Annotated in this window: 20 protein-coding genes; 8 read left to right on the top strand and 12 right to left on the bottom strand. The window is 63.1% G+C overall.

Going from position 1 to position 16,489, the window contains the following annotated elements; genetic code table 11:
- Position 1: 1 nt before the first annotated feature.
- The 5 genes from JT360_RS04190 to def all read right to left on the bottom strand — a co-directional run bounded on the left by JT360_RS04190 (position 2) and on the right by def (position 2,843).
- Positions 2 to 508, bottom strand: a complete 507-nt coding sequence (locus JT360_RS04190; RefSeq protein WP_214470290.1) for a GNAT family N-acetyltransferase — start codon at positions 506 to 508, stop codon at positions 2 to 4.
- Positions 505 to 1,458, bottom strand: a complete 954-nt coding sequence (gene fmt, locus JT360_RS04185) for a methionyl-tRNA formyltransferase (protein WP_214470289.1) — start codon at positions 1,456 to 1,458, stop codon at positions 505 to 507. The genes JT360_RS04190 and fmt overlap by 4 nt, the downstream gene beginning before the upstream one ends.
- A gap of 39 nt (positions 1,459 to 1,497) precedes the next feature.
- Positions 1,498 to 1,923: a type II toxin-antitoxin system VapC family toxin gene (locus tag JT360_RS04180; protein ID WP_214470288.1), complete on the bottom strand. Its 426-nt coding sequence runs from the start codon at positions 1,921 to 1,923 to the stop codon at positions 1,498 to 1,500.
- Positions 1,920 to 2,207, bottom strand: a complete 288-nt coding sequence (locus JT360_RS04175) for a plasmid stabilization protein (RefSeq protein WP_214470287.1) — start codon at positions 2,205 to 2,207, stop codon at positions 1,920 to 1,922. The genes JT360_RS04180 and JT360_RS04175 overlap by 4 nt, the downstream gene beginning before the upstream one ends.
- 105 nt (positions 2,208 to 2,312) lie before the next feature.
- On the bottom strand, positions 2,313 to 2,843 hold the full coding sequence (gene def, locus JT360_RS04170) for a peptide deformylase (protein WP_214470286.1): 531 nt from the start codon (positions 2,841 to 2,843) through the stop codon (positions 2,313 to 2,315).
- Between the two features lie 103 nt (positions 2,844 to 2,946).
- On the opposite strand from def, the gene JT360_RS04165 reads away from it, so the two are divergent.
- Positions 2,947 to 4,218, top strand: a complete 1,272-nt coding sequence (locus tag JT360_RS04165) for a DNA recombination protein RmuC (protein ID WP_214470285.1) — start codon at positions 2,947 to 2,949, stop codon at positions 4,216 to 4,218.
- A 22-nt stretch (positions 4,219 to 4,240) separates the two neighbouring features.
- On the opposite strand, the gene JT360_RS04160 is transcribed toward JT360_RS04165, so the two are convergent.
- The 4 genes from JT360_RS04160 to JT360_RS04145 form a co-directional block, all read right to left on the bottom strand.
- Positions 4,241 to 5,053 (bottom strand): class I SAM-dependent methyltransferase, encoded by an 813-nt coding sequence (locus tag JT360_RS04160; RefSeq protein ID WP_214470284.1) that lies wholly within the window; start codon positions 5,051 to 5,053, stop codon positions 4,241 to 4,243.
- Positions 5,054 to 5,134: 81 nt separating this feature from the next.
- Positions 5,135 to 5,539: a GFA family protein gene (locus tag JT360_RS04155; RefSeq protein WP_214470283.1), complete on the bottom strand. Its 405-nt coding sequence runs from the start codon at positions 5,537 to 5,539 to the stop codon at positions 5,135 to 5,137.
- Positions 5,540 to 5,731: 192 nt separating this feature from the next.
- Complete coding sequence (locus JT360_RS04150; RefSeq protein WP_214470282.1) at positions 5,732 to 6,685, bottom strand: cation diffusion facilitator family transporter; 954 nt, start codon at positions 6,683 to 6,685, stop codon at positions 5,732 to 5,734.
- Positions 6,686 to 6,796: 111 nt separating this feature from the next.
- A complete protein-coding gene (locus JT360_RS04145; protein WP_214470281.1) occupies positions 6,797 to 7,606 on the bottom strand; it encodes a transglutaminase-like domain-containing protein in 810 nt (269 codons plus the stop codon).
- Positions 7,607 to 7,818: 212 nt separating this feature from the next.
- Between JT360_RS04145 and JT360_RS33950 the strand changes: the two genes are divergently transcribed.
- The gene (locus JT360_RS33950) at positions 7,819 to 7,944 is read left to right on the top strand and encodes a hypothetical protein (RefSeq protein WP_080643851.1); all 126 of its coding nucleotides are present in this window, start codon (positions 7,819 to 7,821) and stop codon (positions 7,942 to 7,944) included.
- 204 nt (positions 7,945 to 8,148) lie between these two features.
- Entirely contained in the window at positions 8,149 to 8,463 is a 315-nt protein-coding gene (gene sugE / locus JT360_RS04140; protein ID WP_214470280.1) for a quaternary ammonium compound efflux SMR transporter SugE, read from the top strand.
- A gap of 141 nt (positions 8,464 to 8,604) precedes the next feature.
- On the opposite strand, the gene JT360_RS04135 is transcribed toward sugE, so the two are convergent.
- Positions 8,605 to 9,033 carry a DUF6481 family protein gene (locus tag JT360_RS04135; RefSeq protein ID WP_214470279.1) on the bottom strand — a complete coding sequence of 143 codons (429 nt, stop codon included), beginning with the start codon at positions 9,031 to 9,033 and terminating at the stop codon, positions 8,605 to 8,607.
- A gap of 221 nt (positions 9,034 to 9,254) precedes the next feature.
- On the opposite strand from JT360_RS04135, the gene JT360_RS04130 reads away from it, so the two are divergent.
- From JT360_RS04130 to JT360_RS04110, 5 genes are all read left to right on the top strand, one after another.
- Complete coding sequence (locus JT360_RS04130; RefSeq protein WP_214470278.1) at positions 9,255 to 10,316, top strand: LLM class flavin-dependent oxidoreductase; 1,062 nt, start codon at positions 9,255 to 9,257, stop codon at positions 10,314 to 10,316.
- Positions 10,317 to 10,569: 253 nt separating this feature from the next.
- A complete protein-coding gene (locus JT360_RS04125) occupies positions 10,570 to 11,739 on the top strand; it encodes an AI-2E family transporter (RefSeq protein ID WP_214470277.1) in 1,170 nt (389 codons plus the stop codon).
- A gap of 71 nt (positions 11,740 to 11,810) precedes the next feature.
- Positions 11,811 to 12,644, top strand: a complete 834-nt coding sequence (locus JT360_RS04120) for an arylamine N-acetyltransferase family protein (RefSeq protein ID WP_214470276.1) — start codon at positions 11,811 to 11,813, stop codon at positions 12,642 to 12,644.
- Complete coding sequence (locus tag JT360_RS04115) at positions 12,641 to 13,642, top strand: LLM class flavin-dependent oxidoreductase (RefSeq protein WP_214470275.1); 1,002 nt, start codon at positions 12,641 to 12,643, stop codon at positions 13,640 to 13,642. Before JT360_RS04120 ends, JT360_RS04115 begins: the two co-directional genes overlap by 4 nt.
- A 75-nt stretch (positions 13,643 to 13,717) precedes the next feature.
- On the top strand, positions 13,718 to 14,542 hold the full coding sequence (locus tag JT360_RS04110) for an inositol monophosphatase family protein (protein ID WP_214470274.1): 825 nt from the start codon (positions 13,718 to 13,720) through the stop codon (positions 14,540 to 14,542).
- Between the two features lie 60 nt (positions 14,543 to 14,602).
- Here JT360_RS04110 and JT360_RS04105 read toward each other — a convergent pair whose 3' ends face one another.
- Together JT360_RS04105 and JT360_RS04100 are read right to left on the bottom strand one after the other, a co-directional pair.
- Positions 14,603 to 15,223: a L,D-transpeptidase gene (locus JT360_RS04105; protein WP_214470273.1), complete on the bottom strand. Its 621-nt coding sequence runs from the start codon at positions 15,221 to 15,223 to the stop codon at positions 14,603 to 14,605.
- A 228-nt stretch (positions 15,224 to 15,451) separates the two neighbouring features.
- A complete protein-coding gene (locus JT360_RS04100) occupies positions 15,452 to 16,471 on the bottom strand; it encodes a LacI family DNA-binding transcriptional regulator (protein WP_214470416.1) in 1,020 nt (339 codons plus the stop codon).
- Positions 16,472 to 16,489 lie beyond the last annotated feature (18 nt).

Below are 16,489 nucleotides of genomic sequence, written 5' to 3'. Positions count from 1 at the left end.
CCTAGGCGGCGAGAGCGGTGAAGGCGGAGGCGTAGACCAGCCTGCCGGCCTCGGGGGCGTCACCCCAGGCCAGCGCCTGCAGGGCCTCGCTCTGATACTCGCTCTCGAACTTTTCGGCGCGCGCATGGCTGTAGCCGAAGCGGCTGTAATAGGCTGGATCGCCGAGCACCACGGCCAGCGTCTCGCCGGCATCCCTGAGCCGGATATGCGCCTCGCGGATCAGCGCGCCGCCAATGCCGCTGCCATGGAACGAAGGCTCCACCGCCAGCGGCGCCAGCGCCACGGCCGCAAAGCTCTTGCCGCCATCCTGGACGAATAGCCGGGAAAACAGGATATGGCCGAGCACCTGTCCATCTTCTTCCGCAACAAGTTCGACGACGGCGTCGCCGCCGGTGACCAGCGCGTCGACCAGCCCGGCCTCCGCCTGCTGGCCGAAAGCGTGTTCCTCGACGAGGCGAATGGCCTCGCGATCCCGCGGCGTTGCCGCGCGTATCGACATCATGCTCATGAGAATTTCATTCCTTTTTCGATCTTGGCCCCGCGCAGGAATTCCGACGCGGCAGCGGGCCTTCCGCCCGCACGTTGAACTTCGACCAGCCTGACCGCGCCTGTCCCGCAGGCGACCGTCAGCCGGTCATCGAGAATTCCTCCCGACTCGCCCAAATCTTCAGAAAGCGACAAGCCTTCGGAAAGCGTCGAACGAAGCAGTTTCAGCCGTTCCATGCGGCCGCCAATTTCAATTTCGGACCAGGCGCCGGGAAAGGGCGACAGGCCACGAAGGTGGTTGTGGACCTCGGCCGCTGGCCGTGTCCAGTCCATGCGCGTCTCGGATTTATCGATTTTTCTGGCGTAAGTCACCCCGTCGACCGCTTGTGCGGCAAATGTCAGGGTATTCTCTTCCAGCCGCGCCAGCACTTCCACCATCAGCGCGGCGCCAATGCTCATCAACCGATCATGCAGATCGCCGGCTGTCATATCGGGCTCGATGGCGCATTTTTCAACCAATCCCACCGGTCCGGTGTCCAAGCCCTCCTCCATGCGCATCACCATCATGCCGCTTTCCAGGTCTCCAGCCATGATGGCACGCTGGATGGGGGCAGCGCCGCGCCAGCGCGGCAAAAGCGATGCATGGCCGTTGATGCAGCCAAGCTTGGGCGCGTCGAGGACCGCCTTAGGCAGCAGCAATCCATAGGCGACGACGACGGCGACATCGGCTTGCAGGCCACGCAAAGCGGCCTGCTCGGCTTCGCTCTTGAGGGATGCCGGCGTGCGCACCTCGATGCCCAGCCGCTCGGCCTCGCGCTGCACCGGCGATGGCGTCAGCTCCAGCCCGCGCCGGCCCGCGGCGCGCGGCGGCTGCGTGTAGACGGCTGCAATCTCATGTCCGGCCGCGGCAATCGCGCGCAGCGTCGGCACCGAAAACTCCGGCGTGCCCATGAAGATGACGCGTAGGGGCATTTTCCGATATCCAGTTCTGCTTGCCCGCCGTGAGCCGGCTCACGCTTCCGCTTCAAACGGGTTTACGAGCTTCAGGTCAAGACTGTCGAAGTCGCGGTCATTGCGTGTCGCAAGCGTCGCATCATGGGCGAGGCAGATCGCTGCGATCATGGCGTCGGAAAGACTGAGGGGGCGCCCGATTCTTTCGCGTGCTGCACGCATCTTGCCGGCAAGCCGAGCGATCGAACCGGAAAATTCCACGACGCGACCGGCGAACTGCTGCGAAATCAGCTGATCGAGCACGCGAACATAACAGTCTGATCCCGTCTTGTTCAAAAACCGTTCCGCACCGAAAGACTGCTCCATGATGACCGGCCCGCACATATAGAGCGCGAGAAGATCCTGTTTGCGGAACCAGGCCGAGACATTCGAGTCGGGCACGGGTTTGCTGGCTTCTGAAACAACATTGGTATCGAGGACGATCACTCGAAATCCTCAACCGGATGACCGAAGTCGCGTTTCCTGTCCGCTTCGATCTCGTTCATGATCTCGGAAAATTCATCGCCAATGGCGTTTTCAGCGACGAATGCTGAGCGGATCGCGTCCCATGCGGAAAGTCCTGGTTCCGGTTTGGCTTCTTTTTCCGCGACCATGCCTTTGCGCAAAAGATCGATCGCCTTGCCCGACAGGCTCTGGCCGCCCTTGCGCGCTGCCTGTTCGATTTCGCGTTTCAAGGGCTCGGGAATGTCTCGGATGAGCATGTCGCCCATGGGAATCTCCAAATCGATATCATTGATATCAGAATTCGAACCGAGGCTCAACGCTATTCGGTGGTCGGGAGAAAAGGACAAAGCCGCGGGCGGCTCGAGTGACGACTATCCCACCAGCTTGCCCGGCGCCTTGTCCTTGGCGAGCTTCTTGAATTTCTTCACCACCATGTCGCGCTTCAGCTTCGAGATGTGGTCGATGAACAGCACGCCGTTGAGATGGTCGATCTCGTGCTGCAGGCAGGTCGCCATCAGCCCCTCGGCCTCCATCTCCTGCAGCTTGCCGTCGCGATCGAGATATTTCACGCGCACGCTGGCTGGACGTTCGACCTCGGCGTAGTAGTCGGGGATAGACAGGCAGCCTTCCTCGTAGACCGAGCGCGCATCGGCGCTTTCCAGGATTTCCGGGTTGATGAAGACATGCGGCGCCGGCGTTTCGTCTTCCTTGGCGAGGTCGATCACCAGCATGCGCAGAGGCTCGCCGACCTGGATTGCCGCCAGCCCGATGCCGGGCGCGTCATACATGGTCGCCAGCATGTCGTCGGCCAGCTTGCGCAAAGGCGCGTCGACGCGTTCCACCGGGCTGGAAACCTGGCGCAGGATGGGATCGGGAAGGATGATGAGCGGCTTGATCGACATGGCGTTCCACCTAAGACCTCGCAGGAATGGCGTCAACCGGTGCGCCTGAGCCTCGTTCCCGTTTTGATCTGTGCCATCAGGCCGAATCGGCTATGCTGTCCACATGAATGATCTGAGCACCATCCTTTCGGAACCCGTCGCGCGGCTTGGCGCCACCACGATCACCCTCGGCCTTGCGCTGGCTTTCGGCGCGCTGCTGTTTTTCGGCCTGTTCGTAGCGCTGGTCATCGCGCTGTGGCGGTCGGCCAAGGCGCGCGCGGTCGCCGCCGCGGAAGCCGCCGACCATGCCCGCGACGCCGAGGCCCGGATGGCCGGCATATTGCAGAGCCAGGCCGAGATGCAGGGCCGCATGGGCGCTATCGCCGAGGTGTTCGGCGCGCGCCAGGCGGAGCTGACGCAGTCGATCGGCCAGCGGCTCGACGCCATGACCGGACGCATCGGCCAGACCATGACCGAGCAGACCAGGTCCACGCATGAGAGCCTGGCCAAACTGCAGGAGCGGCTGGCGGTCATCGATACCGCGCAAGGCAACATCCAGTCGCTTGCCGGCCAGGTCGTGCAGCTGCAGGCGATCCTCTCCAACAAGCAGACGCGCGGCGCCTTCGGCCAGTCGCGCATGGAGGCGATCGTCGCCGACGGCCTGCCGCATGGGGCCTATGAATTCCAGGCGACGCTGTCGAACGGCAGCCGGCCCGATTGCCTGGTCAAGATGCCGAACGGCGCGCCGTCGCTCGCCATCGATGCCAAGTTTCCGCTGGAAGCCTGGAACGCCATCCGTGCCGCCGATGGCGCCGACCTGCAGAAGGTCGCGGCCCAGGCCTTCCGCCGCGACATCGAGGTCCATGTCCGCGATATCTCGGAAAAATACCTGATCCAGGGCGAGACGCAGGACACCGCCTTCATGTTCGTGCCGTCGGAATCGGTGTTCGCCGAGATCCACGAGAATTTCGAGGCGGTCGTCCACAAGGCGCACCGCGTCCGGGTTGTCATCGTTTCGCCGTCGCTGCTGATGCTGTCGATCCAGGTCATCCAGGCGATCCTCAAGGATGCCCGCATGCGCGAACAGGCGCATCTGATCCAGGGCGAAGTGATCCGGCTGATGGAGGATGTCGCGCGGGTCGATGAGCGGGTGCGCAAGCTGCAGGTCCATTTCGGCCAGTCGGCCAAGGACATCGACGATATCCTTGTCTCGACATCGAAGGTGACCAAGCGCGGCCAGAAGATCGAGGCGCTGGAGTTCGGTGCACAGGCCGACGGCGATGCCGGCCCGGAGACGCCGTCACGGGTACCGGCCGCGAAACTCGATCCCGGCCCTCGCACTGCCGATTCAAAGACCGGGCAGCTCAGGCTGCGGGTCGTCGAAGGCGACGACTGAACCCGTTTCGACGCGATGCGCTTTACGACTCAGCCACGATGACATGTGCCTGAATTTTGGCGGCCACTTCGCCGCTGCCATGTCTTTCCGCAATCGCGGATGTGGCATAATCCGTTGCAGCGTCGAGTTTCCCCGGGTCCCGGGCCTCGATTTCGGTGCGAAGGACAGTTCCCTGGCAATAGGCCACGGCCGGGATGCGCGGCGAGGAGGCGCGGCTTTGTTCGGCTCTCGTCTCGATTGTCACACGGGAGAAACCTGCCTCTTCCAGCTCGCTGCGGATCAATGCCGTATCGTGGTAGCCGTGCGGCGTGCGGGCCAGGAAGCGCGGCGGATCGTTCGGAAAAATCCTTGCCAGGGCATTGGTCACGTCGTCCGCGAACACGTTCTCCTCGATGCGATCCCATACGTTGAACAGAAAATGTCCGCCAGGCTTCAGCACCCGCTTTGCTTCGCGGTAGGCGGATGGGCGGTTCGGAAAGAACATCGCGCCGAACTGGCAACAAACCAGATCGAAGGCCGCATTTTCAAACGGCAGCGCCAGAGCGTCAGCCTGGCGCCATTGGATGCGGCTGTCCGGAGCCTGTCGCGAAGCGGCGTAGTCGAGCATCGGCTGGTTGAGGTCGGTCACCACATAGCTGGCGCCAGGGGACAGTCTTGGCGCCAAGGCGCGGGTGACCACCCCGGTGCCCGCTGCGACTTCCAGGACGGCGCCGGGCGAAAAGGATGCTGCTCGTTGTGCAAGATCCACGGCGAACGGCTCGAAAATCAACGGCACCATATAGCGATCGTAGTTTTCCGGGATCGAGCCGGCAAACAACTTGTCCGTTTCCAACATCGCTATCACCCACCCGTTGAAGGCGAGCGAGGCTAGCACATAATTGTCTGTCGCAGGCGGCTTTCGACCGAAAGACCGGCGCTACTGCTCCTCGATGATCGTGGTGCCCTCGAATTCCGGAAGCCAGTGCAGGGCCGAACGGTGCCAATATTGCGTCCGCGGAACCAGTTCATCGCGCTGACGCGCCGTGCCGGTCCGGATGCCATAGACCTTCGGTCCGTCACCAACGGATGTCGCATAGAGATGCGAGCCGCATTCGCCGCAAAAGCCTTGGGCGCGCTTGGCGCCGCTGGATCCGGTCTTGACGTAGACCTTTGGTGTGCCGCTGGTGATGCGGTAGTTCTCCTCCGGCACCCGCACCGAGACGCGAAAGGCCGTTCCGGTCAGTTGCTGGCAGTCCGTGCAGTGGCAGATCGAGGTCTTTTCCGGATCGACCTCCGCTTCGTAGGTGATGGCGCCGCAATGGCATCCGCCGTCGATCTTCATCGTCGCTCCTAAAAAAAAACGTCCATTGATCTTAGCGAGGCAAGGCGACGGGGCAATGGTGCAGTTCTGGTCCGGAGGCTAGAGCATGATGCCGAAAAGTGCGAAGCGGTTTTCGGACGACATCATGCTCTATCTCTTTGATTTAGAGGCGGATTCAGATTTCAGGTCGATTCGACCTGAAATCATCCGGCTCTAGTCGGACGCGGATTCGATCAGCTTGTGGCGCTGCTCCCAGGTGCCTGACGTTTGCGGCTTGACGAACAGCCGCGTGATCTCAGGCATCTCCTTCTTCAGCTGCGCTTCGATGCGCTCGACACAGGCTTCGATCTCCGGCGCCGCCAGGCGGTCCTCGAATTCGATGCTCAGGCCGGCAACGATCTCTTCCGGTCCCATGTGGACGGTCAGGACGCCGTTCGCCCGCCGCACCGCCGGATCCTGCTGCGCGATCGCCAGCACTTTTTTCTGCACCTCGGGTGAAGCCGGCTCGCCAATGAGCAGGCCCTTGCTTTCACGGGCCAGGAAGATCGCCGTCGCGCCGAGGATGAGGGCGATGCCGATCGAGGCGGCACCGTCGAGCTCCGGCATCGCCAGCAGCTCCGCCGCCAGGATGCCGGCGAAGGCGACGGTCAGGCCAAGAAGAGCCGCACTGTCCTCGAACAGCACGGTATAGACGCTCGGGTCCTTGCTCGATCGCACCGCTTGCAGCCAGCCCTCTCTGCCCTTCTGCTGGCGGAATTCCTTCAGCGCCACCAGCCAGGAGCTGCCTTCGAACAGGAAGGACAAGCCGAGGACGATATAGTTCACCTTGATGTTGGCGACAGGCTCCGGTGCCATGATGTGGACGATGCCCTCGTAGAACGACACGCCGGCGCCGAGCGCGAAGACCAGAAGAGCGACGATGAAGCTCCAGAAATAGAGTTCGCGGCCATGGCCGAGCGGATGCGAGCGGTCCGCCGGTCGCGCCGCCCGGTGCATGCCGTAAAGAAGCAGGCTGCCATTGCCGGTATCGACCAGCGAATGCACGCCTTCGGACAGCATAGCCGAGCTGCCGGTGGAGAAGGCGGCGGCGAATTTGGTCACCGCGATGGCCAGATTGCCGGCGAGCGCCGCATAGATGACCGTTTTGGAGCCGCCGTGCCCGGCCATGCAATGTTGTCCCTTCAAGGCACCTGGAGCAATTCCCGGAAAAATGTGAAGCACAACGCGCCAATCGTCGGGTCGTTCAAAATCCTCGAGGATTTGCGGGCGGGAACGCAGCTATTCCTTGATCTCGTCGGTCCATACCTTGAAGCCGGCGAGTGTCCCTGGTCCGAAAATATGCGTCAGCGGCACATCCGCCGCGTCGCGCCCTGAGGCGATCAGGATGCGGCCGATGCGCGGCGCGTTGTTGCGCGGATCGAAAGCGTGCCAGCGGCCGCCGAGATAGACTTCCATCCAGGCACAGAAATCCATGCTCGCCCATGGCTTCGGCATGCCGATGTCGCTGATATAGCCGGTGCAGTAGCGCGTGGGGATATTGAGTGCCCGGCAGAAGGTGACGGCGAGATGCGCGAAGTCGCGGCACACGCCGCTCTGCTCGCGATAGGCTTCGGCGGCGGTGCGCGTCGGCCGCGCGTTGCCATAGTTGAAGACGATGTGGTTGTGGACGAAATCGCACACCGCCTGCACGCGCGGAATGCCTGATGGCGTATGGCCGAACAGCCGCCAGGCCTCATCAGCCAGAAGGTCGCTCTCGCAAAACCGGCTGGGCAGCAGGAACAGCAGCGTTTCCGCCGGCAGATCGCGCACCTCATGTTGCCAGGCCTCCGGCTCGCCCATCTCAAATGTGCCGGGGTCGCGGATCACCGCATCCGTACCGAAAGTGAAACGCCCGGGCGGCGCGACGAACCGGTTGCACCAGTTGCCGAAACTGTCGCGATAGCTCTCGATAGGCACTGGTGGGTTGGAAATCAGGAAATCCGGCCGTTCGAGATCCGAGGCGCGCGAATAATGGACATTGAGCATCGCGATGAGCGGTGTTTCCTGCGGAAAGTCGAAGCTCATCTCGCAGCCGATGTGGATCCGCATTGTCGCCTTGACCCGCCTGCCTGACGATCTCCCGGCGGAAGCGCCGATCGATGCTGCAGTGCGGTGACGACCATGACACGGACCGCCATGGTTTACGAGCAAATTAGAAATCGGTTGAAAGCGACCGACCGGCGGTGGCGACAGGCGCTGGCCTCTTGCAGTCAGGCGTTTCTCTTGTTTCACTTCGCATCCCGCAATCGGAGGAACGAATCATGGCTAAAGGTGCGATGAAGGCAGGCAAGGAAGCCCGCAAGCCGAAGAAGGATGCCAAGAAGCCGGCGCCCGCTCCCGTCCTGAAGGCGCCGCCGGTCAAGGCGATGCGCATCAAGGAGAAGTAGGCCTCGGCAAATCCGGCGCGAGCGGACCTCACCGGCGGTATTCGACAGTGCCGCCGGGCAGGTGTTGATCGCGCGTTTGGATAACCTAAATCCCTGGCGCGGGACGGCCCCGCGCTTCTCCGAAAAAACTAGGTCGGGACGATCCGCCATTGTTGATTTGAGGTCGGATTTATTTCCGATCCGACGCTGGATGGAGCGTTGCCGATGTCTTGGACTTTTTTGTTTTTCGCCGGTCTGTTCGAAATCGGCTGGGCAATCGGCCTCAAATACACTGATGGGTTCACCAGGCTGGCTCCGACCGTGCTCACGGTCGCCTCGATGATCGTCAGTCTCACCTTGCTCGGCCTGGCACTGAAGGCGCTTCCTGTCGGCACCGCCTATGCGGTGTGGACCGGCATCGGCACGGTGGGCACGGCGCTGCTCGGAATCTGGCTGCTCGGCGAGCCCGCCACGACGATCAGGCTCGCCTGCATCGCGTTGATCGTCTGCGGCATCATGGGGCTGAAATTCGCGAGTTGAAGACGTCCGCCGGCCGCAAATCCGCGCGAACCGCCTGACATCGACGGATATCACCGTGGTGCAGCGACAGACGCGGACAAATACAAAAAGGGCCGCGCCTCAGCGCGTCCCTTATTCATCATATGTCGAGGCGAATGAAGCTCAGCGACCAGTAAAGCCCGGCGGCGTCCTGCCGGTACGCTGCTTGCGCGCCGCATAGCGAGCGTCGCGCTTGGCCTTGCGTTCAGCCTCGTCGGCGAGCAGGCGTGCAATGCGCTCGGTCTCTTCGGCTTCCCGAATTTTGGCTTCCGCCTGAGCTGCCTCTTCGGCCGCAAGGCGCGCTGCTTCAGCCGCTGCCTCGCGCTCGGCTTTCTCGACCGCCTCGCGTGCCAGCTTTTCCTGCTTCAGCCTTGCCTTCTCGGCTTCGCGTATCTCACGAGCCTGGAGGATTGCCTTGCGTTCGGCCTGTCGCGCCACCACCGCAGGATCGTCTGCCGCCGGCTTTGACTTGAAGCGCTCGAGGAGCGCCTTCTTTGCCTCGTTCGCGGCATTGCGCCGCTCGAAAATGTCTTTTTCCCTGTAGATAGCCAAGTCCACTTCCCTGAAGTCAATTCGCGAGGCTTACATACGCGCGAATACCGAGAGTTCAAGCGCCAAAACGGTATGCCAGCCATGAAATTCTGCGCTGTTGCGCGCGGGAGACGCCTTTCCCCACCCAAATCGACATGCACTGTTCACCGTCCGCGCCTCTGGCGGCGAGGCCGGTCGCTCGCTACGTCTAGCGCCGAAACCCAACGTCAGGATGACACCAAATGGAACTCGGTCTCTACACCTTTGCCGACGTCAGCCCGCAGCCCGGCCCCGGCGCCATCGGCCCGCATGAGCGCTTGCGCAACCTGATCGAGGAGGTCGAGCTGGCCGACCAGGTCGGTCTCGACGTCTTCGGCCTGGGCGAACATCACCGACCCGACTATGCGGCCTCGGCCCCGGTCGTGGCACTGGCGGCGGCCGCCGAGCGCTCGAAACGCATCAAGCTGACCAGCGCGGTCACCGTGCTCTCCTCGGACGATCCGGTGCGCGTCTTCCAGCAGTTTGCCACGCTCGACCTTCTGTCGGGCGGGCGTGCCGAGATCATGGCCGGGCGCGGTTCGTTCATCGAATCCTTTCCGCTGTTCGGCTACAATCTCGAGGACTATGACGAGCTGTTCGCCGAAAAGCTCGATCTGCTGCTCGCCATCCGGGACCAGGTGAAGATTACCTGGTCAGGCAATCTGCGTGCACCAATCAACGATCGCGGCGTCTATCCCCGGCCGTTCCAGGACAGGCTGCCGGTCTGGATCGCCATTGGCGGCACGCCGCAATCCGCCGCCCGCGCCGGCGCGCTCGGCCTGCCGCTGGCACTCGCCATCATCGGCGGCGAGCCGGCGCGGTTCGCGCCGCTGTTCGACCTCTACCGCGAGGCGGCCAGGCGCGCCGACAATGATCCGGCTGATCTCGCCACCAGTATCAACGTGCATGGCTTCATCGCCGAGACGACCGAACAGGCGGCCGACGATTTCTACGGGCCGCAAGCCGAAGTGATGAACCGCATCGGCCGCGAGCGCGGCTGGGGCCCGACATCGCGGGCGCATTTCGACCAGTCGCGCGGTCCCAGCGGCGCGCTGTTCGTCGGCAGCCCCGAGCAGGTCGCCGAAAAGATCGTCGCCCAGCACAGGATCTTCAACAATGACCGCTTCCTGCTGCAGATGGCGATCGGCACCATGCCGCATGCCAAGATCATGAAGGCGATCGAGCTTTACGGCACGAAAGTGGCGCCGATCGTGCGCAGGGAGACCGCCAAATCCGCGCCGGCGGTGGCAACGCCCGCCGCCTGAAGCAATTGCAGGAAAGCGTGAAACGGTTTCCGTCCGCAATCGCGCAAAACAAAGAGGCAAAGAGGTGGAGCGGTTCGGCGTTTCCGTGAAACGATGAACCGCTCTTAGTGGCGGGCGGCTCATCCGTCAGCCCGTCCGCTGCATCCAACCAGGCCCCGTTCTCAAAGCCGGCTCATGGAACCCACAGCCGGAACTTCGCGTTTCCTGCAGGCAATCGCCGATCGCGGAGGGGCGGGCGGCTCAAGGGGTGACCATGAAAGCCGAACCCGCCGCCTTGGTCGCAGACGCTGCCGACGATCAGGATCCGCGCGTCGGGGCACGCGCGGATACGCGCCTGATGCGTTCGCTGCTCGTCGGCATCTTTCTGTTCATGGCCATCTACGCGCTTTACTTCGCCCGCGCCTTCTTCATGCCGGTCATTCTGGCTTTCCTGCTGGCGCTGACATTGACGCCGATCGTCCGGCTGCTGCGCAAGCACGGCATCCCCGAAGTGATCTCGGCGACCCTTCTGGTGCTGCTGTCGATCTGTGTCTTCGCCAGCGCCGGCTACCTGCTCTCAGGCCCGGTCATCGACCTCATCAACAACACCTCGTCGATCGGCCAGCAACTTACCGAACGGCTGGCGCAACTGCGCCGCCCATTCGAAAAGGTCATGCAGATATCGCATCAGCTCGAACAGCTGACCGAGACCTCGCAGGAGCCCGGCGTACAGAAAGTGGCGGTCGCCCAGTCCGGCATTCTGTCGACAGCCGCCAGCAATATCCTGTCGGCGGCAACAAGCCTGACCATCATCTTCGTGCTGTCGCTGTTCCTGCTCGCCTCGGGCACGATGTTCTACGAGAAGATCATCCAGTCCTTTGCCAGCCTCAGCGAAAAGAAGCGCGCGCTGCGCGTCGTCTACGATGTCGAGCGCGAAATCTCGCACTATCTGCTCACCGTAACCGCCATCAATGCCGGGCTCGGCACCGTCATCGGCCTCGGCCTGTGGGGTTTCGGCATGCCCAACCCGCTGGTATGGGGCGTGGCCGCCGCGCTGCTCAACTTCCTGCCCTATGTCGGCGCGCTGCTTACCATCGTGCTGGTCTCCGTGATCGCGCTGATCAGCTTCGACACCATTTCCTACGCGCTCTTGGCGCCGGCCTTCGTGCTGTTGTGCGACATCATCGAAGGCCAGTTCGTGACGCCGACGGTGGTCGGCCGGCGTCTGGAGATCAACGCCGTGGCGATCCTCATCGCCATTGCCTTCTGGTCGTGGCTATGGGGCTTCGTAGGCGCCCTGATGGCGGTGCCGCTGCTGGTTGTCGTCAAGGTGTTTTGCGATCATTTCGACGGGCTCAGCCATGTCGGCAATTTTCTCGGCGCGCAGCACACCGCCGTGGTCGAGGACGAACCCGCCGAAGAGAACGGCAAGGCCACTGCCTGACCGGCAGGCCGTGTTTGCGGCGCCCGGACCGAATGCCTATATCCGGCCGGACAATGGCTGGTGCCTTCCCGATGAGCGATGCTCCTTTCGACCTCGACGCCTATTTCGCTCGCATCGGCCATGCCGGTTCCAGGGACGCTTCGCCGGACACGCTGAAGACGCTTCATTTCCTCCACCCGCAGGCTATCCCGTTCGAGAACATCGATCCGTTCCTCGGCCGCCCGGTCCGGCTCGACCTGGCCGCGCTGCAGGACAAGATCGTGCGTGATGGGCGCGGCGGCTATTGCTTCGAGCACAATTTCCTCTTCATGCAGGCGCTGAAGGCGCTTGGCTTCCAGGTCGGCGGCCTTGCCGCGCGCGTGCTCTGGGGCCAGCCTGACGACGCCATCACCGCGCGCAGCCACATGTTGCTGCGCGTCGAGCTTGATGGCCGGATCTATATCGCCGATGTCGGATTTGGCGGCCTGACCCTGACGGCACCGCTGCTGCTCGAACCGGGGCTCGAACAGACGACGCCGCACGAGACCTTCCGCATCGTCGAAAGAGACGATCATTTCCGCCTGCAGGCCGCCATCGGCGGCGACTGGCGCTCGCTTTACCGCTTCGATCTGCAGCCGCAATACGAGGTCGACTATTCCGTTGCCAACTACTTCCTGTCGACCAGCCCGGCATCGCATTTCCTCGCCTCCGTCGTTGCGGCACGCGCCGCGCCGGACCGGCGTTACGCGCTGTGCGGCAACCGTCTCTCGATCCACCACATTGACGGCCGCACCGAGCAGACCGACATAGCCACCGCCGCCGCACTCGCCGACACGCTGCAAGACCAGCTCGGCATCGTCATTCCCGACCGCGTGGCCTTCGAGTCCAAGGTGCGTGAAAAGAAAATCGTGGAGACCAACGCATGACCGAACTGTCCGTTCTCGACCTGTCGCCGATCGTCGAAGGCAGCGATGCCTCGCAGTCGCTGGCCAATTCGCTCGATCTCGCCCGCCATGCCGAGCGGCTGGGCTACAAGCGCTATTGGCTGGCCGAGCACCACAACATGCCGGGCATCGCGAGTGCCGCCACCGCGGTGGTCATCGCCCATGTCGCCGGCGGCACCAGGACCATTCGCGTCGGCGCCGGCGGCATCATGCTGCCCAATCATGCGCCGCTGATGATTGCCGAGCAGTTCGGCACGCTGGCCGCCTTGTTTCCCGGCCGCATCGATCTCGGGCTCGGCCGGGCGCCCGGCACCGACATGAACACCGCGCGCGCCTTGCGTCGCAACCTCGAGGCCGGTGTTGACAATTTCCCGCAGGATGTCGTCGAGCTGATGGGCTATTTCCTGCCGGCCGAGGAAGGTCAGCGCCTGCGCGCCGTGCCGGGCGAGGGCCAGACCGTGCCGATCTGGATCCTCGGCTCCAGCCTCTATGGCGCACAGCTCGCCGCAATGCTCGGCCTGCCCTATGCCTTCGCCTCGCATTTCGCTCCGGCGGAACTCGATCATGCGCTCGATATCTACCGCTCGCGCTTCCAGCCTTCCGAACAGCTCGACAAGCCGCATGTCATGCTCGGTCTCAACGTCTTTGCCGCGCCCACCGATGCCGAGGCGCGATTGCTGTTTACCTCGCTGCAGCAGGCCTTCGTCAATCTGCGCACCGGCCGGCCCGGCAGATTGCCGCCGCCGGTCGAGAATTACGACCGCGATCTCGATCCGATGGCCAAGAGCATGCTCGACCAGGCTTTGTCCTGCGCCGTGGTCGGCTCTCCCGAAACGGTTCGCCAGGGCATCGACGCCTTCGTGCGGCGCACCGGCGCCGACGAGCTGATGGTCACCGCGCAGATATCGGATCATGCCGCCCGCGTGCGGTCGTTTGAGATCCTGGCCGAGGCTCATGAATCGCTGTCGCGGGCGGCCTGATCTTCCATCAGGTACTGTTGTAGGCACCGCCGTTTTGCTATGGGCGGATTTCCCTCCACGGATCGGAAACTTCCCTTGAAAAACGACCATGAAGCACGCGAGCAGTTTGCCATCGAACTGGCGCGGCGCGCCGGTGAACTCGGGCTCAAATATTTTCGCGACCTGGAAAGCCTGACCATCGAGAGCAAGGGCCATCAGGACCTGGTCTCGCAAGCCGACCGCGAGGTCGAGCTGTTCGTCCGCGCGGCAATCGCCGCTGACTACCCGCAAGACGGCATCGTCGGCGAGGAGCATGCCTCGGTCGCCGGCTCGACCGGTCATGTCTGGGTGATCGATCCCATCGACGGCACCGCCAATTTCGTGCGCGGCATTCCGGCCTGGTGCGTGGTGATCGCTTGTGCCAGGGACGGGGAGACGGTCGTCGGCGTCATCCACGAGCCGTCGACCGGCGAGACCTTCCACGGAAGGCTCGGCGGCGGCGCCTTCGTCAACGGCAGACCGATCAAGACCAGCACGGCGACCAGCCTGGAAGAAGGGTCGGTGGGGACCGGCTTCTCGAACCGGGCCGAGGCCGAGAATATCGCCGTGCTGATCAAGAAGATCCTGGCCGAGGGAGGCGTCTTCTTCCGCAACGCCTCCGGCGCCCTGATGCTTGCCTATGTGGCCTCGGGCCGGTTGCTTGGCTATGTCGAGGAGCACATGAACGCCTGGGATTGCTTGGCCGGCATGATGTTGGTCGAAGAGGCCGGCGGCACCATCCTCAAGCCTGACCCCAGGACAGTTCTAGGCGAAGGAGCGCGAGTGATCGCTGGCGGAAAGCAGATCTTTCCGAAGCTGCGGGCGCTTGCCTCGGAAGCGTTCGGAAAGCGCAGCTGCACCGACAGCACAGGGACGATATAACCATTTGTTTTCCTGGCAATTCCGGACGGAAGACCGTTACACGCTTTTCCTGGCATTGCCCTAGAGGACGATCACTTTGGTGCCGACCGGGGAACGGTCATAGAGATCGATGATGTCCTGGTTCATGAGGCGAATGCAGCCCGCCGACACGGCTTTGCCGATGGACCACCATTCAGGGCTGCCGTGCAGGCGATACCCGGTGTCACCCTTCTCGTTGAAGAGATAAAGCGCCCGCGCCCCGAGCGGATTCATGAGTCCGGCATCCATATGGGCTGGTATGATGTGGCCTTGTTCGCGCTCACGCACGATCATCTGGGACGGCGCGGTCCAATCCGGCCATTCGCGCTTCCTCGCAACGTGCGCAGTGCCATGCCACTCGAAGCCCGCCTTGCCGACGCCGATGCCGTAGCGCATCGCCTGGCCATCTCCCAACACGTAGTAGAGGAACTTCGCCCCTGTATCGACAATGATGGTGCCGGGCGCCTCGTCGGTCGCGTAAGGCACCGTCTGCCGACGAAACTTTTGGTCGACCTTGTAGATCGGAACCGGCGGGATGCGAAGACCGGCGTCGGTCAGGCCGCCATAGGCCGCGGGAGAAGTCTGCAGTGCGTCGCCGGTGGTGCAGCCGGAGAATGCGACCATCCCGGCAAGTATCGCGATCAAGATTGATGTCGCGCGCATGATACAACCCGGCGCTCGTGCCGCATCTCGTCATTCCTAGCCCCGCGTGCCGTGATTGCCAAGGTCTTCGTCGCCTAGGTCGGCTGATTGTCGGCACTCCAATCGGTTGGCCCGGCGTGCACTGCGCTAAAGCGATTCAGTTTTGCACGGAATCGCTGAACTGCTCTAAGTGCTTGTTTTTAGATAACTCTGGACAGAAAACCGTTTCACACTTTTCCTGGAATTGCTTTAAGCGCTCACGCTCTGCACCATCGATCCGAGCGGCCGGCACGAATTGCGGATCATCAACCGGCCCTTGAGCACGAGTTTGCGCGGTGGTGCGTCCCGGTTGCCGGCGAGGCGATCAAGCAGCAGATTGGCCGCCTGTTCGCCGATCGCCTGCACCGGCTGTGCCACGGTGGTCAGCTGCGGCTGGAACACGTCGGACCAGGGAAAATCGTCGAAACAGGCAACCGAAATGTCCTGCGGGCAGGACAGGCCGATGTCGCGGATCGCCTTCATGGTGCCGATCACCATCGGATTGTTGGCCGAGAAGATCGCGCTTGGCCGGTCATGCGATGAAAGCAGCTGCATGGTCGCGTTGTAGCCGTCGATCTCGTGGAAATTGCCGGAGCGAACCAGTTCCTCGGCCACCGGCAGGCCGGCGGCGTGAAGCGCTTGGCGATATCCGGCCATGCGGTCATGCATCGGCGAAATGTCTGACGTGCCGGTGATGTAGCCAATGCGCCGGTGGCCGAGATGAATGAGATAGGTGATGGCGTCGAACACCGCGCGCTGGTTGTCGAGCACCACCGTGTCGGTGTCGACGCCCTCGCAAACGCGGTCCAGAAGCACCACCGGCACATTGGCGCCGTCGACGATGCCCTTGAGGATCGCGCCGTCGCCGACACGCGCGACGATCAGCCCGTCGACCATGCGGTCGAGCAACAGCCTGATCTGGTCATCCTGGGTGTTCAGGTCCTCGTCCGTGCAGCACAGCATGACGGCATAGCCGGCCCGGTCGAAGGCCTGCTGGATGACCGAGACGACGTCGGTGAAGAACGGGTTGGTGATGTGCGGCACGGTCAAGCCGATCGTGCGCGTCGTGCCCATCTTCAGGCTGCGGGCGATCGCATTGCGCTTGTAGCCGATATCGCGGATCGCCTGTTCGATGCGTTGGCTAAGTTCCGGGCTGACGGTCGCCGTGCCGTTGATCAATGCCGAAACGGTGGCGACCGAGACACGCGCCGCTTCGGCCACGTGCAGCATCGTCGGCGCCGTCGATTT

It is taken from the genome of Mesorhizobium sp. dw_380 (assembly GCF_018588885.1).
In the GTDB taxonomy this organism is placed as follows: domain Bacteria; phylum Pseudomonadota; class Alphaproteobacteria; order Rhizobiales; family Rhizobiaceae; genus Mesorhizobium.
Note: the sequence above shows the minus strand (reverse complement) of the source record. Positions and strands in the feature narration are given on the sequence as shown.